This window comes from Pseudomonas sp. ME-P-057 (genome assembly GCF_030208975.1).
Taxonomy (GTDB): domain Bacteria; phylum Pseudomonadota; class Gammaproteobacteria; order Pseudomonadales; family Pseudomonadaceae; genus Aquipseudomonas; species Aquipseudomonas lutea.
The window spans coordinates 310,282-335,855 of sequence record NZ_JARVSX010000011.1 but is presented as its reverse complement, the minus strand read 5'-3'; the positions used below and the strand labels follow the sequence as shown (position 1 = coordinate 335,855).

Genomic DNA, 25,574 nt, shown 5'->3' with positions numbered 1-25,574 from the left:
GTCTTGAGCTCCCTGGGCGGAGCAACCTGAGCGATGTTTCGCTCGAATCCTGTAGCCAGTCTGGCCGTCGCTGCGCTGGCGTCAATCCTGCGGGCGGGGTCCAACCGTTGCCGGATGTGAGAGCACCAAGGCGCAAAGTGGCTGCCGAGGTTTGAGCGATACACCTGCGTTGGGTGCAGGGACTGCTTCCCGGCCAAGCGCGCTCCTACCGCTTTCTATGAGAGCGGTGCCCCGGTTGAGGTGTGCGTGCGACAAGGCCTTTGCATGCCGCTCACTTGACCTTGAGCACCACGCGTCCGCGTACCGGATGATCGTCCAGATGGTGATGGGCCTTGCCGAACTGTTCGAACGGCCAGGTGCGATGAATGTCCGGCTTGAGCAGACCGTCCGCTGTCATCGCGTTGATCCCCTGCAGGGCACGTTGCACGGCAGGCTCATTCTGCTCGATGCCAAGCTCCGGCTTGCCGGTGAAATTTTCCAGGCAATGCACATAAAAGCGCATGTTCTTGCGAAAAGCCTGCAGCGCGGGGAAGGGCGTCTTGTTGCCGCCGCGCAGACCGTACAGCACCAGGCTACCGCGTGGCGCCAGCACGTCGCCGAGCATCGACATCTGCATGCCGCCCAGTCCGTCAAATACCGCCTCGATGCCGTGACCTTGGGTCAGGGATTCGATGCGCAGGCAGATGTCGTCTTCATCGGTGACGATCACCCGTTCGGCGCCGTTGGCCAGCAGGTAGTCGCGGTCTTGCGCGTGGGCCGTCGCGGCAATGACCCGCAGGCCCAACGCCTTGCCTAACTGCACGAAGGCAATGCCGGGGCTGTAAGTCGCGTCGGTAATCAGCACTGTCTGGCCCGGTTGCACGGTGGCCAGTTCAAAGGCAAACCAGGCCAGCAGCATCGGCGTGTAATGAACGCTGGCTTCCACCGCGCTCAAGACCTCGGGATAACGCGTCAGCGCATTGCGCGGCACCACCACGTGGTCGCCACACACCGGGTATTGATTGGCGCTCATGGCCTTGAAGCTCGCCACCTTGTCGCCCACCTTGAGGTCGGCCACGTCAGCACCCACGGCTTCGACAACGCCGGCCATCTCGCTGCCAAGTCCTGCAGGCAACTGGACAGGTGCCAATGCCAGGTTCTGGCGCCACAACACATCGTCCCAGCTGATGCCGATGGCCTCGGCACGCACGAGCACTTCCCGTGGCCCAGGGGCCCGGTCAGGTTGCTCCTCGCAACTGAGGACATCGGCTTTGCCGAAGCGATGGAATTTGATGGCGCGTGACATTTTAAACCTCGATGCCTGTCGTTGAGTGTTGCGACGACTGTATCGATGCCAACCCTGCGGCACTATGTGTGTCGGTCGATACCCGACATGCGTGCTATCAATTCGCCTGTGTGACTTTGCCGGCGACGAGGCCCACGAGCCTGATTGACTGGCTCGGCGACTGTTGCGCGAGGGCACAGTTGATGCGGCAGCAACGAGAGGGAGGCGGCCCATAGGGCGGGGGGTTATTTGCCCCAGGCGAGCAGGGCGTGTTCGACAAATTGCCGCACCTTCGGCAACCGATAGCGGTCTTGCGCGTACATCAGCCATAGCGAACGGCTGGGCGGCCGATAGTCCTGCAGCAGGGGCACGAGCTTTCCGCTTGCCAGGTCCTCGCTGATCAGCACGTCCGGCAGCATCGTCACGCCCATGCCGGCGACCGCCGCCTGGCGCAATGCCGGGGTGCTGTTGACAATCATGTTCCCTGACACAGGAGTTTCCAGCACGCCCTCGGGGCCTGTAAGGCGCCAGAGTTTCTCGCTGGCCCGCCAGTCGTCACCCGCCGGATAGGCGAAGGCCAGGCAGTTGTGCTCGCGCAGGTCATGAACTGACGTGGGCGTGCCGCAGCGTTCGAGGTAGGCGGGCGCTGCGCAGATGGTCAGGGTGTAATCCTGCAACGGGCGCGCAATCAACGCTGATGACTCTGGCGTGCCGAGCCTGATGGCTGCGTCGAATCCGTGCTCGACCAAGTCCATGGTTTGGTTGCTGAGCACGACCTCGACCTTGATCTGCGGATAGCGCTGGACGAAGTCGCTGAGCATGGGCGACACCCGCTCAGCACCAAATGCAGGCGGTGCGGTAATGCGCAAAGTGCCGCTGGGCTCGGTCTGGGCCTGCTCGGCCATGCGTTCGGAATCGTTGACCAGCCCCAGCACCTCGACGCAGCGCCGGTAATACTGCAGGCCGAACTCCGTCAGATTCTGTCGTCGAGTGGTGCGCTGCAGCAGGCTCACACCCAGCCTTTGCTCCAATGCTTTGAGATGGTTGCCCACCATGGTCGTGGACATTTCGCACTCGCGCGCGGCCGCCGTCATGCTGCCACCTTCCACCACTTTAACGAACACGGTCATGGCCAGAAACACGTCCATTATCAAGCCCTGATTTAAAGTCATTGAAGTCCAGCCCCCTTTATACACCAGAGGCGGCTAACGATACTGGCCATCATTCCCCTGATGGAGCCACCGCCATGACCGCCGCCTGCCTGATGAACACCTACAAACCGATGGCCTTGAGCTTCGTGCGCGGCGAGGGCGCTCGACTGTGGGATGACAGCGGGCGGCAATATCTGGACGCCGTAGCGGGTGTTGCCGTGACCAATGTGGGCCACAGTCACCCGAAAATCGTTACCGCCATCAGCGAGCAGGCCGGGATGCTCCTGCACACCTCCAACCATTACCGCATCGAGTGGCAACAGAAACTGGCCCACCGGCTGACGCAGTTGTCGGGGCTGGAGCAGGTTTTCTTCAATAACTCGGGTGCCGAAGCCAACGAGACGGCGCTCAAGCTGGCGCGTTTGTGCGGCTGGGCCAAGGGCATTGAACATCCCCTGGTGATGGTCATGGACAATGCGTTCCATGGCCGCACCCTCGGCACCTTATCGGCCAGCGACAACGGTGCCGCACGGCTCGGCTATCAGCCGATGTCCGGGGAGTTCGTCAAAGTTGCGTTCGGCGACATGGCCGCGGTCGAGCGCGCGACACGGTTGTACGGCGAACGCATCGTCGCGGTCCTGGTTGAGCCAATTCAGGGAGAAGGCGGCGTGGCGGTGCCCCCGCCGGGGTATCTGCAAGCCTTGCGCGCCCATTGCACCCACAACGCCTGGTTGTTGATGCTCGACGAAATCCAGACCGGTATCGGCCGCACCGGCCGCTGGTTCGCGTTTCAGCACGAGGGCATCGCGCCCGACGTCATCACGCTGGCAAAGGCGCTGGGCAATGGCATCCCCATTGGCGCGTGTCTGGCGACGGCGGCGGTCGCGCGGTTGTTCACCCCTGGCAGTCACGGCAGCACGTTCGGCGGCAACCCGCTGGCGTGCCGTGTGGGCTGCACGGTGCTGGACATCGTTGAAGAACAGGGGCTGTTGCACAACGCAGCGGTTCAGGGCGCACGCCTGCTGGCGGGGTTGCGCGACGCATTGGCCGGGCACCCCGAGGTGGCGGACGTACGGGGATTGGGGCTGATGATCGGTGTTGAGTTGAAACGGCCGGTGCGTGACCTGTGTCTGATCGCGGCCCGGGAGTATGGCCTGTTGATCAATGTTACGCGCGGACAGACCATCCGGCTGCTGCCGCCGTTGATTATCGATGAGGCGGATGTGGACAGGATTGTCGCGGGGGTAGTGGGGGCATTGGGGGAGTGGCGTTCAGTGGAGGAACATGGTCCCTCAGGAACGCCGATGCGCTAAACCTCGACACCGTTACCGGCATCGAGGTTTGCCTGGCTGTGCCTAGTTGTGCTTAGCCGGCAACCGGCGAGCGCCAGTCATCGGAGCCAGAAGTACCGCAGACCTCGTGGGTCCAGGTGATTTTTCGGTAAGTGAATTCCACATCTTCCAAATGAGTGAAATGCGCGTTGGAAGGGTCTTGGCAATTGTGCATGTAATCGTTGATGCCGACGATGATCGCATCTTCCAGCTTCGTGGTGTAGTAGTGCTCCTGGGTGCCGGCAGCGGATGTACGGTACCACTGGATGGTGATTTCGGTCAGGCGCTCGCCTGACGTCAACGCCGCCAGAAGCAGGGGAGACGACTTGTCGAAGACCTTGGTGATTTTCACCGGCTTATGCACGCGCTGCCCGGTCGGTTGGCCGGATTGCGGGTCGCGCGGGATTATCACTTCATGCTTGAACCCCTGAACCATGACCTGATCTTCATGCCCCTCCTGATAAGTGTTGCCCACTGAATCAGCAGTGAAAGCCCCCGCAGTGATAAGACCTTGTTTGGTGCCCGTGATGGACATATAAGCGGGTGTGGCCATTATGTTGCTCCTTGATTTGCATAAACGGAATACCCACCAGACGATTCACCGAGTGGGCGCGATGTGTTTTATCAAGTGTCATGCCAGCTAACCAAATTTGGCCATTAACTCCTCAATTTAAATGCGCAGCGACAATGTCGCCCTCTAAAGAGGTTATTCAAAAGGGTGCATATGCGCAGTTAGTCACCCGGCACTGCGCAATATCCTGCGCACTGACTCAAGAGCACTGCCGCATAAGTCGTTCGCGCCGATGCGTCGTCTTTTCACCGCCCTTCGTAGGGCAGGTTGCTGCGCATACCGGCTTTATGGTGGCAGCCTCGGCCGCGTATGGGGTCAGGGGTGATTCTTTGGGTTAAGTGCTGGAGGTTATGAGTGGCCGGCCAAGAAACCTGGAGAAATTTCCTACACTAATTGTCTGCTAGCCTCGCTTATCTAGCACTTGATAGTGTTAGTTGTGCTCCGTAGTATCTGCGGCCTCTGCCCTGTAGACGTTTTGTTACACCTTGCCGAATAAATAACGTATCTGTTTTGTTCTATCCAAACGGCAGAGCACTTCCTTCCAAATACTCATGTTTAGTTGAATGTATATGCCTCACTCATGCGCACTTTCCGCACATTGTCTGGAACTCGCCAAGGTCTCTATATCCAAAGAGAACTTCGCGGGTAAGGACGTTCGTTATTCAAGCGAATACGAGTCGCTGGAAAGTGAGCTGAGTAAAGCGCAATCCATGCATGACGGCGGACAGGTCGACTGGGTGAAGGTCCGTGAGCAAAGCGAAATACTCCTCGCCACCCAGTCCAAGGATCTGCGCATCGGTGCGTGGTTGACATGGGCGCTTTACCAGCGCGAATCCTTTCCCGGGCTGGTGGCGGGGCTCGGACTCATCCATGAGCTTTGCGCCAATCATTGGTTTGACATTCATCCCGTAAAGCAACGCACCCGTTGCGCCGCCATCCATTGGCTTTTCCCCCGTATCGAACGGATGCTTGACGACAACCTTGTGCTCAGTGAGCAGCCGGCCCTGGGCGATCGCCTCATTGCAGTGCTTGAAAGCCTCGATCAGGTGTTTGCCCGGCATCTGGATGCTGACGCTCCGCCTCTTTTGCCCATCTGCAGGCGGATACGAATCCTCGTTCAGCCCGCAGCCGACACGCTGCCGCAAGCCCAGGGCGCCACTCCCGTACAGCCCCAGCAAAGCGCCACGCCCAAGACTGCCCCGGGCTCGACGGTCCAAAGTGAGAAAGATGCCCATAAATGCCTGCGTCAGTTGCAGGAGAGCGCACGCCCTTTATGCGGCTGGTGGCTCGATCAGAAAGTCGGCGACGTGCGCGCGTTGCGCCTCAACCGCAGCTTGCCCTGGCTGCTTATCGAGTCGATGCCCGAGAGCAACACAGAGCAGATCACCGCGCTGCGCGGGCTCCCGGCCGACAGGCTCAAGATTTATCAGGACAAGTACGAGCACCGGCGCTATGCCGATCTGCTTGTCGAACTTGAAGCAAGTCTGGCCAAGGCACCGTTCTGGTTCGACGGTCAACGAATGGTCTGGGAGTGCCTGCAAGGCGTGCATGCAGACGCGGCAATGCGTGAGGTCGAACTCCACTTTGCGTTGTTTCTTCAGCGCCTGCCGGGTGTCACCGAGCTGCGATTTCACGACGGCGTGCCGTTTGCAGACGCTGCGACCAAAGCCTGGATCTCCGGCAGTGTCATGCCTTGCCTGCAGTGCGCCGTTGTGCCCCCCTCTGTCGAAGCTGCTGGTGCGCAGCTTCCATGGGAGTGCGCGCTGAGCGATGCGCTGTCGGTGCTGAGCCAGGACGGGCTCAAGTCTGCAGTGCGCATTCTCAAGCACGGGATGCGCAGCGCCCATGGCAAGCGGGCGCGCTTTTTCTGGCAGCTCTCTCTCGCGCGGCTGTGCTTCACGGCCAGGCGTTATGAACTGGCCAAAACCCAACTCGAAACCCTTGACCAGACACTTGAGCAGTCAGGCCTCGATGCCTGGGAGCCCGATCTCGCGCTGCAAGTTCTGCAGTTATTGCACAGCTGCCTTGCGTTGTTGCCTCTCAACCAAGGCGTGCGTGATCACAAGGACCAGGTTTATCGCAGGCTGTGCCACCTCGATCTGGAAGTGGCACTTGAACAGGCCTAAAGGCCCTAATCGCTAGGAGAGACACCATGGCCAAAGAAGGCTCGGTAGCCCCCAAGGAACGTATCAACGTCACATTCAAGCCGGCCACTGGCGGTGCGCAGGAAGAGATCGAACTGCCGCTCAAGCTGCTCGCGATTGGCGATTACACCCTGCGCAAGGACGACCGCAAGCTGGAAGAGCGAAAGCCTATCAGCATCGACAAAATGACCTTTGATGACGTGCTCGCCAAGCAAGCCTTGAGCCTGACGCTGAGCGTCCCCAATCGCCTGCAGGAAGCGAAAGACGGTGAGGAGCTTGGCGTGCAGTTGAAGGTGAACACGATGAAGGATTTCAACCCGGCCTCACTGGTGGATCAGTTGCCGGAACTGCGCAAGTTGATGGAGCTGCGCGACGCCCTGGTAGCGCTCAAGGGGCCGCTGGGCAATGCACCGGCGTTCCGCAAAGCCATTGAAGGCGTCCTCGCCGACGATGAGTCCCGAGGGCGAGTGCTGGGTGAATTGGGCTTGAACGCCACATCCCGGGACGACTGAGTCACTGCCATCCAAGGAGCAACACCGTGAGCACCATTCCTGTTCAGCAGCACAGCAAAGAGACCCGCGAGCACAGCATTCTCGACAGCATTATCGCCGAGACCCGTCTGACCCGCGACGACGACGCCTACGACATTGCCAAACGCGGTGTGTCAGCGTTCATTGAAGAGCTGCTCAAACCTCAGAACGCCGGAGAGCCGGTCAAGAAGGCGATGGTTGACCGCATGATCGCCGAAATCGACGCCAGGCTAAGCCGTCAGATGGACGAGATCCTGCATCACCCGAATTTCCAGGCCCTGGAATCGGCATGGCGCGGCCTGCAGTTGTTGGTGGAACGCACCAATTTCCGCGAGAACATCAAAATAGAAATCCTCAACGTGTCCAAGAGCGACTTGCTGGAGGATTTCGAAGACTCGCCGGAGGTCATGCAAGCGGGGCTCTACAAGCATATCTACAGCGCAGAGTATGGCCAGTTTGGCGGCCAGCCTGTGGGCGCCATTATCGCCAATTACTTTATGTCTCCAAGCTCACCAGACGTGAAGCTGATGCAATATGTCTCAAGCGTCGCCTGCATGTCCCACGCGCCGTTCATTGCCGCTGCCGGCCCGAAATTCTTCGGCCTGGAAAGCTTCACCGGCCTGCCTGACCTGAAAGATCTGAAGGATCATTTCGACGGCCCGCAATTCGCCAAATGGCAAAGTTTCCGCCAGTCGGAAGACGCTCGCTACGTAGGTCTGACAGTGCCGCGTTTTCTGCTGCGCAATCCCTACGATCCCGAAGAAAACCCGGTCAAGTCGTTCGTCTACAAGGAGACGGTTGCCCACAGTCATGAGCACTATCTGTGGGGCAACACAGCGTACGCATTCGGCACGCGGCTGACCGACAGCTTCGCCAGGTTCCGCTGGTGTCCGAACATCATCGGCCCACAAAGCGGTGGCGCCGTCGAAGACCTGCCGCTGCATCACTATGAAAGCATGGGCGAAATCGAAACCAAGATCCCAACAGAGGTTCTGGTGAGCGATCGTCGCGAATACGAGCTTGCGCAGGAGGGGTTCATTTCCCTGACCATGCGCAAGGGCTCCGACAACGCCGCGTTCTTTTCGGCGAGCTCGGTGCAAAAGCCCAAATTCTTTGGCAACAGCGCGGAAGGCAGGGCGGCGGAGCTCAACTACAAGCTCGGCACCCAGCTGCCCTACATGATGATCGTCAACCGCCTGGCTCACTACCTGAAAGTGCTGCAACGCGAGCAACTCGGTTCATGGAAAGAGCGCACCGACCTGGAGCTGGAGCTCAATAAATGGATCCGCCAGTACGTCGCCGATCAGGAAAACCCAAGCGCTGAAGTCCGTGGGCGCCGACCGCTGCGCGCCGCCCAGATCGTCGTCAGTGACGTCGAAGGCGAGCCTGGCTGGTACCGCGTGAGCTTGAACGTGCGGCCGCACTTCAAATACATGGGCGCCGATTTCACCCTGTCACTGGTTGGCAAGTTGGACAAGGAGTGACGGGGATCAGCGCATGACGGGCTATGGCAGCCTTTTCGAGCGTCTGGGTGGCGATGCTGACAAACGCGCCGGCTGGACCCGCGAAGATTCAGCCATGGCCTCGGTGGCGGGCCATCTGGCGAAGATGCTCAGCACACGAGCGGGAGGTGTTCAGACGCTTTCCGACTATGGGCTGCCTGACCTCAATGACATGCGCTTGAGCCTTCACGACTCGCTGACGCAGGCACGGCTGGCAATCGAAGTCTTTATCGAGGCGTACGAGCCGCGCCTGAGCAACGTCCAGGTTATTTCACTGGAACACGGCAACGATCAGCTTCGACTGGCTTTCAGGATCGAGGGCTTGCTGGAAATAGAGGGAGTCAGGCGTCAGGCAACTTTCGCCGCGCGCCTGGAGGGGAGCGGGCAGGTTCTGGTCAGTTGCTAAGACCACAGCCGACAGAGCCAAGCTGCGTTATTGCGCCCCCTCCATGAAGCATCTCGCCATGCATGTAGCCAGCATCACGCTGAAAATCAAACCGCTCTGCTTGAAGGTAATCCGTGTCTTTCAACCATTACTACCAAAGCGAACTCACTGCCCTCCGCCAGTTGGGTCGTCAGTTTGCCGAGCGCAGCCCCGCCTTGGCGCCATTCCTGGGGCAGGCCGGCCGCGATCCGGACGTAGAGCGGTTGCTGGAGGGATTCGCGTTCCTGACCGGACGCCTGCGCCAGAAGCTCGACGATGAGCTTCCGGAGCTCACTCATTCACTGATGCAGCTGCTATGGCCCAACTACATGCGCCCGTTACCTGCGTTCAGCATTCTGCAGTTCGATCCGTCGACCCTGGCAGGGCCTGCGCTCAAGGTCCACCGGGACACGCCGGTCGACAGCGTTGCGATTGACGGGGTGCCGTGCCGCTTCCGCACTTGCTACACCACCGATGTACAAGCGCTCGATCTGGCTTCGTTAACCTATTCGGCGAAGGGCGAACGGTCGCTGTTGTGCCTGCGCCTGGAAATGACCGCCGACGGTCATGTGGGGGAACTGGCATTGACCGGCTTGCGCCTTCACCTCGCGGGGGAGCGCTATATCAGTCAGATGCTCTACCTGAGCCTGCTGCACGACCTGGAAGGCATTGAGCTGGTTCCGCTGGACGCCGCCGGCAAGCCGCTCAATGCCGTTGATGGCATGCCCATCGCGTTCAGACTGCCGAGCACTGGCGCGCAGCCAGTGGGATTCGCCGAAGAAGAAGCGATGATCCCTTATCCCTTGAACACTTTTCGGGGGTATCGGTATCTGCAAGAGTACTTTGCGTTCCAGGACAAATTTCTGTTCGTCGACATCGACGGCCTGAACTGCCTCGCGACGTTGGCGCCAGACGTCATCAAGCAAGTGCGCGGCTTTGAGTTGCGCTTCGATATTCGCAAGAGTCCCGTCCAGCGTGTGCGACCTACGCTGGACAACGTGAGGCTCCATTGCACGCCCATTGTCAATCTGTTCAAGCACGACGCCTCGCCCATACGCCTGGATGGCAAACAGGACGAATACCTGTTGTTGCCGGCTGTGTATGCGCCGGAGCACTGCGGCGTTTTCTCGATTGACAGCGTGACTGGCTGGAAGCCTGGCGGGCTGGGTTACCAACGCTATGTCCCCTTTGAATCCTTTGAACATGACCCCAGCTTCGACGTGCCGGCCAGTCGTGCCCATTACAGCATTCGCCAGCGGCCATCGTCGCTTCACGATGGGCTCGATACGTATCTGAGCTTCAGCATGCGTCAGGCCCAAGCCAGCGAAACCCTCTCGATCGAGCTGATGTGCACCAACCAGAACCTGCCGCGCAGACTCAAGCTGGGTGACATTTGCATTCCCTGCGAACAGACGCCGGAGTTTCTGACTTTTCGCAACATCACCCCGGCGACCCAGAGTTACGCGCCGCCGCTGAATCAGGACTTCCTGTGGAAGCTGATCAGCAACATGTCGCTCAACTACCTGTCGCTGGCCGACGTCGACGCGTTGAAAGTGATACTCGAAACCTACGACCTGCCGCGCTATTACGACCCGCACGCAGAAAAGATCAGCAAGCGGTTGCTTGGCGGCCTCAAGGCAATCAAGCACCAGCACGTCGACAGGTTGTACAGGGGGCTGCCCGTACGTGGTTTGCGCACTGAGCTGACCATCGACCCACAGGGCTACATCGGAGAGGGTGATCTGTTCGTATTCGGCTCGGTGCTGAATGAGTTCTTCGCGCTTTACGCCAGCCTCAATTCGTATCACGAACTGCGGGTGATCAGCATACCGGGACAGGTATACCAATGGACGTCCCGTATGGGCCAGCAGCCCCTGCTATGAACGAATTGAGCCAGGGCATCCGCGAATATTCGCTGTTCCAGGCGGTTCTGCTGGTCCTCGACCGGCTACGCGTTGAGCACCCGCACCTGAGTGATGACGACCTGTACGACCAACTCGAATTTCAGGCCAACCCGAGCCTTGGGTTTCCCGGAAGCGACGTGGATCGCGTGGAGTTTTTTGAGGAATCAGGGCTGACCCGAGCACGCCTGCGTTTCAACCTGCCAGGGTTGGTCGGCTCCGCCTCGCCCTTGCCTGCGTTCTACAGCGAACAAGCCTTGGGCGACAGCGAAGAGGGCAACCCGACCCGGCAGTTTCTCGACCTCTTTCACCATCGACTGCATCGGCTGATGTTGCCGATCTGGAAGAAGTATCGCTACCACGCCCGCTTTGAACGCGGCGCGACCGACCCGTTTTCATCGCAACTCTTCGCCCTCATCGGTTTGGGCAGCGAGCAAATACGAAGCGACCGCGAGCTGAACTGGAAGCGCCTGCTGCCTTATCTGGGTTTGCTCAGCCTCAGAGCTCACTCGGCGGCGCTGATCGAATCGGTCCTGCGTTACTACTTCAAGCACGGCGGGGTGACGATCGAGCAATGCATCGAGCGCAGCGTGGAAGTCCTCGTTGAGCAACGCAACGGCCTGGGGCGGGCCAACAGCAACCTCGGCGAAGACCTGGTCCTGGGCAACCGCGTGCGTGATCGCAGCGGCAAGTTTCGCATACACATTCGCGAACTTGGCTGGGGGCGATTCCATGAGTTTCTTCCGATCGGGGCGAGCTACCGGCCGCTGTGCGCACTGGTTCGATTCACGCTGCGCGACCCCATGGACTACGACGTACGCCTGGTGCTGCGACAGGAAGAAATCCGTGAGTTACGCCTCGCTGAGCAGAACACCTGTCGTCTGGGGTGGACCAGTTGGCTGGGCCGCGATTACGCGGACGGTGTAGTGACGCTGAGCAGTAAAACATTAAGGACGGCCGAACGATGAATACCCTCAACCTGCAACAACTCATTCAGGCGCTCGACGCCCAAAGCCGTCGCGATCTGGAACACGCGGCCGAACGCTGTGTATCGCGCGGCGGCAGCAAAATCCTCATTGAGGACCTGTTGCTGGGCCTGATGGACCGACCGCACGGCCTGCTTGTTTGCGCCCTGCAGGATGCCGGCCTGGACGCGGCCGAGTTCAGCGCAACGCTGCACCTGAAGACTGAAAACAGCGCGTCGCGCAATCCGGTATTCGCGCCTGAGTTGATGCAGTGGCTGCAGGATGCATTGCTGGTGGCCAACCTTGATCTGGGACAGACCCACGTCGGGGAGGCAGCACTGATCCTCTCGCTGATGCGCAACCCCTTGCGCTACGCGGGCACTCGCTATCAGGCATTGCTTGCCAGGCTCGACACCGAGCGCTTGAAAGCCTTCGCGCTCTCTCGCAATGCCGATGCCGACAATCAAAAGCAGGCCGTTGGCGCGGAATCGCTACTGACTCGCTTCACTCACAATCTTACCCAGCAGGCGCGGGACGGCAAACTCGACCCGGTGCTTTGCCGCGACGAAGCGATCCGTCAAATGATCGATATTCTGGCCCGCCGGCGCAAAAACAATCCGATCGTGGTCGGTGAGGCCGGTGTTGGCAAGACTGCCGTCGTTGAAGGCCTGGCATCGCGCATCGTTGCGGGTGAAGTGCCGCAGGCGCTGCACGGCGTGGAACTGCTGGCGCTCGACATGGGCATGTTGCAAGCCGGCGCCAGCCTCAAAGGCGAGTTCGAGCGACGCCTCAATGGCCTGATCGAGGAGATCAAGGCGTCCCCAGCGGCAATCGTGTTGTTTATCGACGAGGCCCACACCCTCATTGGTGCGGGTGCAGACGCAGGCGGCTCCGATGCGGCCAACCTGCTCAAGCCCGCACTGGCTCGCGGGGAGTTGCGCACCATTGCTGCAACCACTTGGGGCGAGTACAAAAAATACTTTGAAAAGGACCCGGCGCTTGCCCGTCGTTTCCAGCCCGTGCGACTTCACGAACCCACCGTCGACGAAGCCGTAACCATTCTTCGTGGCCTCGCGCATGCCTACGAACGAAGCCACGGTGTCTATTTGCGTGACGATGCAGTGGTCGCCGCGGCCGAGTTGTCTGCCCGCTATCTGGCCGGCCGGCAATTGCCGGACAAGGCAGTCGATGTGCTTGATACCGCCTGTGCGCGGGTTCGCATCAGTCTGGCCGCTGCGCCGCAACGGCTGGAGCTTCTGCGCAGCGAAATGGCTGAAGGCAAGCGCCAGTGTCAGGCACAGCGACGTGACGCCGAAGCGGGGTTATCCATCGACCAGACCGCATTGCAGACGCTGGAAGGGCGCCTGTGCGCTGCGGACGAAGAAAGGCGTTTGCTTGAGGCGCAATGGTGTGAACAGAAGGCGTTGGCCGAGCGCTTGCTCGAACTGCGTCGGCAACTCGCGCTGGCCCATGATGCTGCTGTTGATGATGCTGAGCCCCCCGGGGCAGCTGTGGGGGTTAAGCGAGATGCCACAGTTGCGGCAGGCGACACCTTGTCCATCGAGGAAGCCCACAGCGTCGAGGATATGCAACGGGCGCTGGATAACGTCCACCAGGCATTGGGTCAGGCCCAGACCTGCGAACGTCTGGTCAGCTACGAAGTCTGCCCGCGTCTCGTCGCCGAAGTGGTCAGCGCCTGGACGGGCGTGCCGCTGGCGCAGATCGCCCGCGAGCACAACGCCAGAGTCGCCAGTTTTGCCACCGACCTGCGCACCCGCATTCGGGGGCAGGAGCAGGCGGTTAACGCGCTGGATCGTTCGATGCGCGCTGCTGCTGCCGGCCTCGGCAAGCCTGAAGCGCCAGCCGGTGTATTTCTGCTGGTAGGCCCAAGCGGTGTCGGCAAGACCGAAACTGCTCTGGCGCTTGCCGATTTGCTGTACGGCGGTGAGCGGTTCATCACTACCATCAACATGTCCGAATTTCAGGAAAAGCACACTGTCTCCCGTCTGATCGGCGCGCCGCCCGGGTACGTAGGGTATGGCGAAGGCGGCATGCTGACTGAAGCCGTACGGCAGAAACCCTACTCGGTGGTCCTTCTCGATGAAGTCGAGAAAGCAGACCCGGATGTCATGAACCTGTTCTATCAGATCTTTGACAAGGGCATGGCGAATGATGGGGAGGGGCGCGAGATCAACTTTCGCAACACGTTGATTCTGATGACCTCGAACCTGGGAAGTGAACGCATCAGCGAGCTTTGCGCAGGCGGCGCGCGCCCATCAGCGCAGGTCCTTGAGGAACATATTCGTCCACTGCTTGCCCGGCATTTCAAGCCAGCCTTACTGGCGCGCATGCGTGTGGTGCCTTATTACCCGGTCAGCGATTCGGTGTTGCGCGAGCTGATTGAGATCAAGCTGCAAAATATGGGCGAGCGTCTGAACCGTCGTCGGCTGGACTTCACTTTTTCCGAGACGCTGGTCGACCATCTGGCTGAGCGCTGCAGCCAAAGTGACAGTGGAGCGCGTTTGATTGACCAGTTGCTGGAACTTCATGTCCTGCCGCAGGTGGCTGATCGGCTACTGGATGCAATGGCGGCAGGCCAACGTCTCACGCGTGTCCATGCAACGCTTGATCACAGCAACTGCGTGACGTGTGAGATTGCCTGAGATGGGAGCAATGTTCAGTCAGGTGCCGCAGGCACTGGCCTATGCCGAAGCCTTGCTCGAAGAGTTCGGCAGCCTCGCACGTGCGGTCGATGAGGCCTCGCTGTTGAGCGGTCTCGTATCCGGCCTGGCGAGGCTGAGCGGCTGCGAACTGGCCCAGCTGTACAGCGTAGACGCCACTGAAGACCGGCTGTTCATGGCTGCCGAGTGCCTGGACGGCAGTTTGCAGCCGCGTGAAGCGCCCAGTCTGTCGGTGGATGGCAGCGGTGAGCAGCTGTTGAGTTTTGCGTTGCGTCAGGACCGGGTCGTGTGCTTCTCCGATCTCGCCAATAGTCTGCACGAGACCCGTTTTTTGCCGCCTCGTGACACCGCCTGGCAGTCGTTGCTGTGCATCCCGATCACAGGCCGTCCAGGCACCGGCCACGGTTTGCTGGTCTGCGCAAGCAGCCGAATTCTGGAACTGCGCGGCTTTGCCGATTCACTCGCCCGGTTGGGCGGCTTCGTGCTGGGGCAGCTGCAGCTGCTTCAACGGACGAGGCTACCTGCCAATGGTTCACCGCCGCGTCGCGTCTGCTTGCCAAGCGTCAGTGCCTACGGGCTGATGGGCAAGAGCCCTGCCATACGCCAGACCGGCTCGATGATTGGCAAGGTCGTGCAGAGCTCATACACCGTGCTGCTGCGCGGTGAAACGGGCACCGGCAAGGAAGTGGTCGCGCGGGCCATCCATGACTGCGGCCCGCGTCGCTCACAGGCATTCATCGTGCAGAACTGCGCGGCGTTGCCGGAGAGCCTTCTGGAAAGCGAGTTGTTCGGCTATTGCAAAGGGGCGTTCACCGGCGCTTTGCGCAATCGTCCAGGGCTATTCGACGCAGCCAATGGCGGCACGTTGTTGCTGGATGAAGTCGGCGACATGCCGCTGTCGGTGCAGGCCAAGCTCCTGCGTGTTTTGCAGGAAGGTGAAGTCCGGCCGCTTGGCTCCAATGACACCCACAAGGTCGACGTGCGCATTGTTGCAGCGACGCACCGCGATCTGTCGCTTATGGTTCGGGAGGGCACGTTCCGCGAGGACCTCTACTACCGGCTCATGCAGTTCCCGATCGAGTTGCCGCCGTTGCGCGAGCGCGGCGAGGACATCATTGAGCTGGCCCGTCATTTCGCTGACCAGGCCTGTGCGTCTCTGCAGCGCCATGCACTGAGCTGGTCGGATGCAGCGCTTGATCAACTGTGTGGTTACGCTTTTCCGGGGAATGTCAGAGAGCTCAAGGGTTTGGTTGAACGCGCCGTTCTGCTGTGCGAGGGCGGGGAGTTGCTCGCCGAGCATTTCGGCCTCACCCGTGCCCCGGTGGCTGACGACACCCACCTGAACCTGCGCGAACGCCTCGAGCATATCGAGCGCGGTCTGCTGCTCGATTGCCTGCGCAAAAACCGGGGCAATCAAAGCTTGTCCGCGCGCAAGCTCGGCTTGCCCCGGCGCACGCTCCTGTACCGGCTGGCCCGTCTGAATATCAATCCGGGTGACGTGAATGCCTAGTCAGCAAACGCGTCATCCCCTGTCCATTTTCGAGGGTGCCAGGCATTGGCGCCGCGTGCTCAGCTCTGGAGACCACCTGATGTCTGCTCGTCATCGGCAAGCCGTTCTATTGACCCTTCTTCTGTTATCCGGCCTCTCGGGTTGTGCCGGCAATTACAAGTTCAACGACAACCTGTACCGCCCTCTGGGTGACCCGCAGCCGGCGAACCGCGGCTATTGACCCAGGAGTATCAACATGGAACTGGTTCTGGAAATGCACAGCGCGCGGCAGTTTGTGCCAGCGCAGTCGTACCGGATGACATTCGGGGCGGGAGGCGGCGTGATTGGGAGGGGAGAGGACTGCGACTGGGTCATCCCCGACCGCACCCGGCACCTGTCACACCGCCACCTGACGATCAGCTGCAACGACAACGCTTTTTTTCTGACTGACACCAGCAGCAACGGCGTGATGGATGCCGACAGTGGCCAGCGGTTGCCCAAGGGCCAGGCGATTCGCATTGATCACGGCAGCGGGTATGTGATTGGCGATTTTGAAATTCGCGCACGGCTCACCCGGGGCTCAGCTTCATCCGACCGGCAAGCGGCGCCTGCAGACACAGCCGGATGCATCATCCCCGATGATTCCTTTCTTGACCTCGACCCGCTGAATGCGCTCGACCAGCAGGAACGTGTTCACTCGGACATCGACGAGCTGATTTCACCCCCGGCTGGCGTCAGCAATGGCTCCCATCGTGCGGACTATGCCCGGGTGGATATGGAAAGCTTGCGCGTGCCGGAACTGGTCGAGGCGCCTGCAGAACCATCGGCCCCCAGCGTTGATCACGCTACATCGACGGCCACAACCAGAGCCCATGGCGGCGAGTTCTGGACGCAGTTCTCTGCGGCCCTCGGCATTGAACTCGGCCATCTCGATCAGGATGCCCGGGAAGCTCTGGCCGTGGATGCAGGTCGCTTGCTGAGGCTGAGTGTCGCCGGGCTGCAGCAGATTCTGCACACGCGCAGCGAACTCAAAAACGAACTGCGCCTGTCGCAGACCACGGTGCAGGGCGCACAAGGCAACCCGCTGAAATCGGCCGTTGATGCGCCACAAGCCCTGGCGGCATTGTTGACATCCCACAAACCCGGCCAACTGCCGGGCGAGCAGGCGGTGTCCCGGGCCTGCAACGACGTGCAGGCGCATCAGGTGGCGTTGATGGCGGCCAGCCGCGCCGCCGTTCGCGCCACCCTGGAGCACTTCTCGCCGGAACAGCTGATCCTGCGCTTCGAGCGCGACAAACCGCCGTTGTTCCCGACCTCAGGCAGTCGATGGAGGGCCTACGGCCGCTATCACCAGGCCCTGCGTCAGGACAACGACTGGAGCGAGCGTCTGATGGCGCGCGACTTCGCTCAGGCTTATGAAGAGCAGATCCGATTGATCGCCACCCTCCGCAGTGGCCACCAGGGATGAAACACATGTTTTGTCGTTCCACTCGCGTCTCAGGCGCGCTGACTGCATTGGCCGTGTGTGTGCTGCTGGCAGGCTGCTCGACGCTGTCTCCCTATTCACGACTGACCAAGCTCGACCTCCGGCTCACTGCCAGCGATCAACTGAATCCTGATCTGAACGGGCGCCCGTCGCCCATCGTGTTACGGCTCTACGAGCTCAACCACGCGGTCGCTTTCGAAAATGCCGATTTTTTCAGTCTTTATGAGCGGGCCAAAGAAACCCTCGCGCCCGACATGGTCGCCAGCGAGGAGCTGGAGCTACGCCCCGGCGAGACGCTTGAACTGAAGCTCAGCGTACACCGTGGCACTCGCTATGTCGGTGTGGTCGCGGCCTATCGCGACCTGTCCCAAACCGTGTGGCGCTCAACGCATCGTGTTGCAGCGCCCGAGACGACGAAGATCGATCTTACCCTTGATCAAAGTGGCATTCGCCTTTCACGAGAAGCGCTGGCCGAGACGGAAAACCCATGAACGCCCACAAAGTCATCTGGCAGGAGGGCATGTTGCTGCGCCCGCAGCACTTGCAGCACAACGATCGTTACCACGATTACCAGATAAAAACCCGCACCCGATTAATGGGCGGCTATGTCTGGGGCTTTATCACTTTGGACATCGACGTGCAGTTTCTCCATATGGGCAAACTGGTGATCAGCCGGGCGTCCGGCGTCCTGCCCGACGGCAGCCTGTTCGACCTGGGCGGCAGCAAGGAGTCCCTGGCCCTGGACGTTCCGCCCAATACCGCCGACACGCCTGTTTATCTGGCGCTGCCGTTGGTTACTGGCAATCATGTCGAGTCACGCCGGGGTGAGCAGACTGATGTTCTGGCGCGCTACACCGCGTATGAAACCCAGGTCGCCGATTCGAACGCCGGTGATGACGCGGTGTGCCAGGTCAGCTGTGGCCGCCCCGACTTCAGGCTGCTGCTCGGTGAACAGCAAAGCGACCAGGCTTTCGTGAGGCTGAAAATCTGCCAGGTGCTGGACACCAGTCCGGACGGTGTGGTCACTCTCGCATCGGATTTCGTCCCCACCTACCTCCAAGCCCACGCGTCCAGTTACCTGCTGTCCTGCGTCAAGGAAGTCATCGGCATGCTCAGTCACCGTGGCGACACGATTGCCGAGCGCATTCGCTGCAGTGGCACGGTGGCCAGCGCGGAGATCGGCGACTTCATGATGCTGCAATTGATCAACCGGGCAGAGTTGCTGCTGCGCCATTACCTGGGCATTGAGCAGGTGCATCCAGAAGAACTCTACCGCACGTTGTTGACGCTGCTCGGCGACTTGGCGACCTTTTCGAGCGAAAACAGACGACCACGTCTGGACAGCCGCTATCAACACAATGATCAAGGTGAGAGCTTCCGCAAACTGATGGACGCTCTGCGGCAAATGCTGTCCATGGTGCTTGAACAACATGCCGTCGAGTTGGCCCTGCAAGCGCGCCAGTACGGCATCAGCGTCTCGCCGTTGCATGACCACACGCTGCTGGGTTCGGCTTCGTTTGTGCTGGCCGCCAGCGCTCACTGTGATTCCGAGGAACTGCGCCATCGCTTGCCCGCGCACCTCAAGGTGGCACCGGTGGAGCGTATCCGCCAACTGGTAAACCTGCATTTGCCGGGCATCAAGCTAACCCCGCTGCCGGTGGCGCCGCGGCAAATTGCCTTCCACTCCAAAAAAACCTGGTTCGTTCTCGACCTGACCGCCGAAGACCTGGCCCAGCTCGAACGTTCAGGCGGCTTTGCGTTTCACGTATCCGGCGAGTTTCCCGAGCTGGAGCTCAAATTCTGGGCCATCAGGAGCTGACCGACATGAGCAGGGGTAGCGATTACCACCAGGATGATAAAACCGTGCTGGTCAGTCGGCAGGGTCATGGACCCTCGACAGGCCCCATGACGGATTCCACCGCGCCGCCGCGGTTCGAGCAGCTCGAAGAACGCATGGTGTATGCCGCGCATCTGCCTGCATCGCAGGTGTTCAACGTGGGCATGAATCCGCTCGTGGCGGCGGCGTCCGAGTTGTTGTCCGAATTGGTGCGCCTCAAGCGCGTCGAGGACCCGCAAGACATGGCCACCCTCAACGATCACCTGACACACGCGCTTAAATCCTTCGAGGTGCGGGCGTTGCATAACGGTGTGGAGGGCAGTCAGGTCATGGGCGCCCGTTATGTGCTGTGCACAGTGCTGGATGAGGCGGTGGTCACCACTGCATGGGGCAACGAAAGCGAGTGGTCGCAGATGAGTCTGCTTAGCGGCTTCCACAATGAAACCTTCGGTGGCGAAAAGTTTTTCCAGCTACTGGATCGGCTCTCGAAAAATCCGGTGAAGCACTTGCCGATGCTGGAGCTGATGTACCTGTGCCTTTCCCTGGGGTTTGAGGGCCGATACCGCGTGCAGACCCGTGGTGTGGTGGAACTTGAAAGTATTCGCGACGCGTTGTATCGGCAAATCCGCCACCTGCGCGGTGACGCACCCCGAGAGTTCTCTCCCCATTGGCAAGGGTTAAGTGGCCGGCGCAGCAGCCTTGTGCACGTTGTTCCCGCATGGACGGTGGTCACGCTCGTTGTCGTCTGTCTGGTCGTGATGTATTCGGGCTTCGCCTGGGTGCTGGGCGAGCACCGTGAAGCCGTTCTGCAGCCTTATCAACTCCTGGACCAGACCGCAGTTGACCCGCAATCGCAATCACAACTGCAACCGCAGCCGTAAACAGAGACGTGTGATGAAAGAGCTTTTCAAGAAAACCGGCGCGTTGTTGCGTCAGACATGGATGTGGACACTGCTGTTGGTGTTATGCCTGGCGCTGTTTGTCTGGGTCTTGGGGCCGGTGTTGGCCGTCGATGAGCGGAAGTTCTGGGAGAGTGCCAGCTCCCGCTTGCTGACCATCAGCGCACTGTTCCTGTCCTGGGGGCTGGCAATGGTCTATGTCGGTTGGCGGGCGGGAGTGGCTGAAAAGGCCGTCGAAGGCAGCGAAATCGGTCAGGCGCGCAGCCTGACCGACGACCGGCAGGATGAGGAACAGGCCGAACTTCGCTCGCGATTCAGTGATGCGCAGAAGACACTGAAAACCTCGAGCCTGTATCGCGGCCGTCGTGAACACGGGCGTGCTGACTTGCCGTGGTACCTGCTGATCGGCCCCGAGGGCAGTGGAAAAACCACCTTGCTGGAATGCTCGGGGCTTGATTTTCCGTTGAACAAGCTTGAGCGCACGCTCAGCCGAAACCCTCAAGCCACTCGCCACTGCGACTGGTACTTCGCCAATAGTGGCGTGCTCCTGGATACCCCTGGCCGGTACCTGACCCAGCCTGGTCAGGATGTCGACCGCAATGCCTGGACGGCGTTGCTGGGTCTGTTGCGCAAGCACCGTCGTCGTCGCCCGCTTAATGGTGTGCTGGTCACGTTACCTGTCGACCTGTTACTCAACGGCAGCGAGCTCGCCCTCGAAACCGTTGCGCGGCAGGTGCGAGCACGTTTGCAGGAGGTCCATCAGAAGCTGCACCTCGAAGTGCCGGTGTACCTGGTATTGAGCAAGGCCGACAGCCTTCCTGGCTTCTCCGAGTTTTTCGACACTTTGACTGCTGACGAGAGCGACCAGGTGCTCGGTACCAGCTTCAGCAAAGGGCAGAACGGCACCGATGCGGGCGTCTTGCGCGATGAGTTCGGCGCGCTTTTGCTGGGTCTGAACAATCAGGTGATCACCCGTATTCACCAGGAACGTGATCCCTCGCGACGAGGACTCATACTCGACTTCCCGTGCCAACTGAGCAGCATCGGCGAACAGCTCTGTCTTTTCGTGGAGCTGGCGTTCACGGGCACTCGCTACCAGCCTGCAAGCCAGTTGCGCGGCTTCTATCTGACCTGCGCAACACTCACAGCTCAGCAGGAAGCCGCCTTCGGCGGGGGCATGGCGCCCCCTCCAGGCATCCCGTTGGGGCAAGTGGCGACCCTGCGCAACAGCAGGGCGCGCTTTATCCATCACCTGCTCAGCCGAGTGATTTTTCCGGAGGCAGACCTTGCGGGCCTCGACATCCGCGAGCAACAGCGCATTCACTGGGCGCAGCGCATGCTGTACGTGGGTGCGATCGTGGCACTCGCGCTATTTGGCATGCTCTGGGTCGGGAGTTTTTCCTTCAACTACGACCGGCTGGATCGCGTCGGTGAGCTTGCCCGTGCATGGGCCGAACAACGTTCGGCGCCGAAGCCACAGGACACCTTGCTGGCCATGCTTGAAACCCTCGACACCGGCTATGCGGCGACCCAGGTGTTTGCTGATAAAGGGCAAGTCGGGTATCAGGCGCGCGGCGGTCTGTATCAGGGAGAAGCCGTCAATCGCGTGATCGCGCAAGCCTACGAACGTGAGCTGGAGTCTCAGCTGCTGCCACAGGTCGCGGCAATGCTGGAAGGCCAGATGGTCGCCCATCTGGATAGCCGCGAGGGACTGCTTAAACGCCTGCGCGCTTATCTGATGCTAGGGATGAAAGACCGGCGCGACGCGGCTTGGCTCAAAGATGAAGTCGCCGCCGACTGGTCGGCCCTTTACCCCGAGGACGCCGCGGTGCAAAACAGGCTGAACGGCCATTTTGAGCGACTGCTGAAGCTGCCTTTCGTGCATGTGCTCAATGATCAGCGAGTGGCCCAGGCCCGCCAGGTATTGCGCAGTGAGTCCCTGGCGACGGTGGTCTATCGGATGCTGCGCGAGCAGGCGGCGAGCTTGCCGGCCTATAGTTTCGACCAGCATCTGGGCCCGCAAGCGGCAATGTTTGTCGGCACGGATGCCGTGATCCCTGGGTTCTACACCCGTCAGGGCTACCAGCAGTATTTTTCGCTGCAGGGCGCTCGCGTGGTTGCCGATATCCTGCGTGACAACTGGGTGCTGGGTGAGGGCTCCGGCCTCAGCGACATGGACATGCGTCGTCTGATGGTCGAACTGGAGCAGCTTTACTTTCGGGATTACGCTGATCAGTGGGGCGAAGCCATCAGCGCCGTCGAGCTTGCCGGCCCCTACGATTTTGTCGACGGCGCGCAACAGTTGGCCGGCCTGACGTCGGCGCATTCCCCGGTGGTCAATCTGCTGCGCGAAGTCCGCGAGCACACCCGCTTCACCCCCCTCGCCGAAACCCTGACCGCTGCCGTTGACGCCAAAGCGCAGCCCAAGGACAAAGATGGCGCTGCGGGCAAAACGGTAGCCGTCATCAGCAAGACAACGGACGCGCCAAGGGCGGCAATTCCCGATACGGCGCGCAAATCGCTGCAAAACCGGTTTGATCCCTTGCACCGCCTGCTCGACGACAAAGATGGGCCAGCGGCCGATCTACTGCCAGTTCTGGGCATGCTGAACGAGCTGCAAATGCAGATGGCGAGCCTGGGCCAGGCCGGCTCACCCGAGCAGGCCGCATTTGAGATGGCCAAGTCCCGCATGGGTGGTCAGCGCGATGCACTCGGCAGCCTGCGCGCTGCATCCAGTCGCCTGCCGCGGCCAGTGGGAACGTGGTTCAACGCCTTGGCTGAAGATGCCTGGCGGCTGGTGCTCAACGATGCTTATCGGCATATCAACCAGCGTTACCAGAGCGAGGTGTACGGCTTCTACGCCAAGGCGATCAGCAAGCGCTATCCGTTCAAGGCCGACAGCGTCAGTGACGTGGCGCTGGGTGATTTTCGGGAGTTCTTCAAGGTTCAAGGGCTTGCCGAGCGTTTCTTCGACAGCTTCATGCGCCCGTTCGTGAGCGGCGAGGCAGGCACCTTGCGCCTGCGCAGCATCGACGGGCAAAGCTTGCCGGTCTCCCGGGTTTATCTCGAGCAAATGGCTGCCGTTCGGGTCATTCGTCAAGGTTTTTTCGCAGACGACCCCGCCGAGCCTCAAGTGCAGTTCAAGCTTGAACCTCATACCCTGGACTCTTCCGTGAGCCGTTCCGAATTCAAGCTCGGCGATAAAACCCTTGAGTACCGCCACGGGCCTATCGTTGCGGTGTCGTTCAAGTGGCCCACGGATGCCGACGCCGGCCGAACCAGCCTGGTCCTCGACCGAATGGTCGGTCGTCCTCTGGGCATCGAAGAAAGCACCGGCCCGTGGTCACTGTTTCGTTTGCTGGATTCGATGGAGCGTGAAGAACTGAGCGGTCGTGATGTGTTGGTCCTCAAGGCCGACGTCGGCGGGCTGCGTGCAAGCTATGTGCTGACCAGTCAGCGTTCCCCCAATCCGTTCGACCTGTCCGCGCTGCGACGGTTGCGCATGCCGGCGCAGCTTTGATGGGCACTGGCAGTCAGTGGCGCAGTGCCGGCCGGACCCATACCGGCAAGGTTCGGGCGCGAAACGAGGATGCGTTTTTGAATTGTCCCGAACACGGCCTCTGGGCTGTCGCCGATGGCATGGGCGGGCATCAGGGCGGCGACATTGCCAGCCAGATGATTGTGGCCAGCCTGGCAGCGCTGCCCCTGCACTTGGGTTTCGATGATCGCGTCATTCGCATCAGGCAATGCCTGCATTGGTTGAACCGCCGACTCGGCCAGGAAATGACGGTCAGCCCGGATCGGCGCGACAATATCATTGGCAGCACGGTGGTCGCGCTGCTGCTTGAGCAACGCCGGGCGGCATGTGTCTGGGCGGGCGATAGCCGATGCTATTTATGGCGTGGTCAGCGGTTGTATCAACTGTCCCGAGACCACTCCCTACAGCAACAACTGATCGACGAGCAGCAGATGAATGTCCGTCAGGCCAAGGCGCACCCGGGCGCGCACGCCCTGACCCGCGCAGTAGGCGCTGGCGAGCGACTGGCGTTGGAGGTGCTTGAGCTTGAAGTGCTTCCGGGCGATGCATTCTTGCTCTGCAGTGACGGGCTTTACCAAGGCATGAGCAGCGATGCCCTGGGCCGGGCGCTCAACCTCGCTGTCCCCGAAAAGGCACTGCAACGCTTGTTTGACTTCGCGTTGCGGGGAGCGGCCAGGGACAACCTGACCGCGGTGGTCATACGTCAATGACTGACGCCGCGCACCCCGGTGACGACGCCAGCGACGGCGATCTCACCTATCTTGCTTTCGCGCCTCCACATCGACGCGGACCGGCGGCCGTACCATCGAGCCTTGCTGCGATGCACGACGTCCTCGCCAGTCGCTATCGCATCGAGCGCTTGCTAGGCGCTGGCGGAATGGGCGCCGTCTACCGCGCCCGCGACCTGCTCGCCGAGCAGTATGAGGACCCGCATCCCTACGTCGCGCTCAAGGTCCTCAACGAGGCGTTTTCTGAGACCCCGGACGCCAGCGCTCTGCTCTACAGCGAGTTTCGTCTGACCCAACATTTGCGCCACGATCATGTCCTCCGTTTGTATGCGTTTCACGTCGACGCCTCAAGCCAACGCGCCTTCATCACCATGGAACTGCTTCACGGCATGACGCTCGACCAGCTGCTCTGTGAGCGACCTCTGGGGCTGCCATGGAAGGAGCTGCGTGAGATCGTGCTGCCGCTCCTCGACGCACTGGCCTACGTTCATGCGCGCGGCGTGGTTCATGGCGACATGAAGCCCAGTAACGTGATGCTTACCGAGGAGGGGGTGCGCCTGTTCGATTTCGGTTTGAGCCGGGCCGAAGAGGGTGTGCTGCCCGGTCTACCGCACCTCAGCCGCGAGCGGTTCGATGCCTGGACGCCGGGCTATGCGGCACCGGAATTGCTGGAGCATCAACGGCTTTCGGCCAGCGCTGACGTCTATGGAGTGGCGTGCCTGATCTACGAGCTGGCGAGCGGCAGGCATCCCTTCCGACGGCTCCTTTCAACCCAGGCCCGCGATGAACACCTGGACCGTGAGCTGCGTCCCCCCGACAACCTACCCAAACGCTGCTGGCCGGCCTTGCGGCAGGCGCTGGCCTTCGACGTCGCCGCTCGTACGATAACGGCTGGACAACTGCGTGACGTTTTCTCGATTCGCTCACTCAGGTGGTGGCAAGGGTCGAGCCGGTGACGCTGACCAAGCGCCGTTGCTGGTCGTTGGGCAGGTGTGGAGATCAAACATGATGGTGTTGCCGCTGGCCTCTTCCCGGCTAAAGCCGGTCCCACAAGACCAACATCGTTCCAATGCCGGTCCCAAAGGATCCACGCGATAGCTTTTCAGTGGGACCGGCTTCAGCCGGGAAGAGGC

Annotated in this window: 20 protein-coding genes; 17 read left to right on the top strand and 3 right to left on the bottom strand. The window is 60.7% G+C overall.

What is annotated here, in order from left to right:
* Positions 1-271: 271 nt before the first annotated feature.
* Together QRN48_RS05805 and QRN48_RS05800 are read right to left on the bottom strand one after the other, a co-directional pair.
* A complete protein-coding gene (locus QRN48_RS05805) occupies positions 272-1,285 on the bottom strand; it encodes a zinc-dependent alcohol dehydrogenase family protein (RefSeq protein ID WP_285349385.1) in 1,014 nt (337 codons plus the stop codon).
* Between the two features lie 224 nt (positions 1,286-1,509).
* Positions 1,510-2,412 carry a LysR family transcriptional regulator gene (locus tag QRN48_RS05800; protein ID WP_285349421.1) on the bottom strand — a complete coding sequence of 301 codons (903 nt, stop codon included), beginning with the start codon at positions 2,410-2,412 and terminating at the stop codon, positions 1,510-1,512.
* Between the two features lie 98 nt (positions 2,413-2,510).
* Between QRN48_RS05800 and QRN48_RS05795 the strand changes: the two genes are divergently transcribed.
* Positions 2,511-3,728: an aspartate aminotransferase family protein gene (locus QRN48_RS05795; RefSeq protein WP_285349384.1), complete on the top strand. Its 1,218-nt coding sequence runs from the start codon at positions 2,511-2,513 to the stop codon at positions 3,726-3,728.
* A 52-nt stretch (positions 3,729-3,780) separates the two neighbouring features.
* On the opposite strand, the gene QRN48_RS05790 is transcribed toward QRN48_RS05795, so the two are convergent.
* Positions 3,781-4,299 (bottom strand): Hcp family type VI secretion system effector, encoded by a 519-nt coding sequence (locus QRN48_RS05790; RefSeq protein WP_285349382.1) that lies wholly within the window; start codon positions 4,297-4,299, stop codon positions 3,781-3,783.
* A gap of 587 nt (positions 4,300-4,886) precedes the next feature.
* Here QRN48_RS05790 and tssA point away from each other — a divergent pair.
* The 16 genes from tssA (at position 4,887) to QRN48_RS05710 (ending at position 25,397) form a co-directional block, all read left to right on the top strand.
* Complete coding sequence (gene tssA / locus QRN48_RS05785; protein ID WP_285349381.1) at positions 4,887-6,443, top strand: type VI secretion system protein TssA; 1,557 nt, start codon at positions 4,887-4,889, stop codon at positions 6,441-6,443.
* A 26-nt stretch (positions 6,444-6,469) separates the two neighbouring features.
* The gene (gene tssB, locus QRN48_RS05780; protein WP_285349379.1) at positions 6,470-6,973 is read left to right on the top strand and encodes a type VI secretion system contractile sheath small subunit; all 504 of its coding nucleotides are present in this window, start codon (positions 6,470-6,472) and stop codon (positions 6,971-6,973) included.
* Between the two features lie 26 nt (positions 6,974-6,999).
* Entirely contained in the window at positions 7,000-8,475 is a 1,476-nt protein-coding gene (tssC, locus tag QRN48_RS05775; RefSeq protein WP_191943721.1) for a type VI secretion system contractile sheath large subunit, read from the top strand.
* A gap of 13 nt (positions 8,476-8,488) precedes the next feature.
* A complete protein-coding gene (tssE, locus tag QRN48_RS05770) occupies positions 8,489-8,899 on the top strand; it encodes a type VI secretion system baseplate subunit TssE (protein WP_191943722.1) in 411 nt (136 codons plus the stop codon).
* A 113-nt stretch (positions 8,900-9,012) separates the two neighbouring features.
* Positions 9,013-10,800, top strand: a complete 1,788-nt coding sequence (gene tssF, locus QRN48_RS05765) for a type VI secretion system baseplate subunit TssF (RefSeq protein WP_285349376.1) — start codon at positions 9,013-9,015, stop codon at positions 10,798-10,800.
* Positions 10,764-11,786, top strand: a complete 1,023-nt coding sequence (tssG, locus tag QRN48_RS05760; protein WP_191943724.1) for a type VI secretion system baseplate subunit TssG — start codon at positions 10,764-10,766, stop codon at positions 11,784-11,786. Before tssF ends, tssG begins: the two co-directional genes overlap by 37 nt.
* Positions 11,783-14,446 (top strand): type VI secretion system ATPase TssH, encoded by a 2,664-nt coding sequence (gene tssH, locus QRN48_RS05755; RefSeq protein ID WP_285349374.1) that lies wholly within the window; start codon positions 11,783-11,785, stop codon positions 14,444-14,446. Before tssG ends, tssH begins: the two co-directional genes overlap by 4 nt.
* Positions 14,447-14,456: 10 nt before the next feature.
* Positions 14,457-15,974: a sigma-54-dependent Fis family transcriptional regulator gene (locus QRN48_RS05750; protein WP_285349372.1), complete on the top strand. Its 1,518-nt coding sequence runs from the start codon at positions 14,457-14,459 to the stop codon at positions 15,972-15,974.
* 79 nt (positions 15,975-16,053) lie between these two features.
* A complete protein-coding gene (locus QRN48_RS05745) occupies positions 16,054-16,194 on the top strand; it encodes a type VI secretion protein (protein ID WP_191943727.1) in 141 nt (46 codons plus the stop codon).
* Between the two features lie 15 nt (positions 16,195-16,209).
* Entirely contained in the window at positions 16,210-17,421 is a 1,212-nt protein-coding gene (gene tagH / locus QRN48_RS05740; RefSeq protein ID WP_191943728.1) for a type VI secretion system-associated FHA domain protein TagH, read from the top strand.
* A 5-nt stretch (positions 17,422-17,426) separates the two neighbouring features.
* Positions 17,427-17,930 (top strand): type VI secretion system lipoprotein TssJ, encoded by a 504-nt coding sequence (gene tssJ / locus QRN48_RS05735; RefSeq protein ID WP_285349369.1) that lies wholly within the window; start codon positions 17,427-17,429, stop codon positions 17,928-17,930.
* Positions 17,927-19,258 (top strand): type VI secretion system baseplate subunit TssK, encoded by a 1,332-nt coding sequence (gene tssK / locus QRN48_RS05730; protein WP_285349367.1) that lies wholly within the window; start codon positions 17,927-17,929, stop codon positions 19,256-19,258. The genes tssJ and tssK overlap by 4 nt, the downstream gene beginning before the upstream one ends.
* 5 nt (positions 19,259-19,263) lie before the next feature.
* Entirely contained in the window at positions 19,264-20,157 is an 894-nt protein-coding gene (icmH, locus tag QRN48_RS05725) for a type IVB secretion system protein IcmH/DotU (RefSeq protein WP_285349365.1), read from the top strand.
* Positions 20,158-20,170: 13 nt separating this feature from the next.
* On the top strand, positions 20,171-23,695 hold the full coding sequence (tssM, locus tag QRN48_RS05720; protein WP_285349364.1) for a type VI secretion system membrane subunit TssM: 3,525 nt from the start codon (positions 20,171-20,173) through the stop codon (positions 23,693-23,695).
* Positions 23,695-24,423: a PP2C family protein-serine/threonine phosphatase gene (locus QRN48_RS05715; protein ID WP_191943733.1), complete on the top strand. Its 729-nt coding sequence runs from the start codon at positions 23,695-23,697 to the stop codon at positions 24,421-24,423. The genes tssM and QRN48_RS05715 overlap by 1 nt, the downstream gene beginning before the upstream one ends.
* Positions 24,420-25,397, top strand: coding sequence for a serine/threonine-protein kinase (locus QRN48_RS05710; protein ID WP_285349363.1), 978 nt, complete (start codon positions 24,420-24,422; stop codon positions 25,395-25,397). The genes QRN48_RS05715 and QRN48_RS05710 overlap by 4 nt, the downstream gene beginning before the upstream one ends.
* The last annotated feature ends 177 nt before the right edge of the window (positions 25,398-25,574 follow it).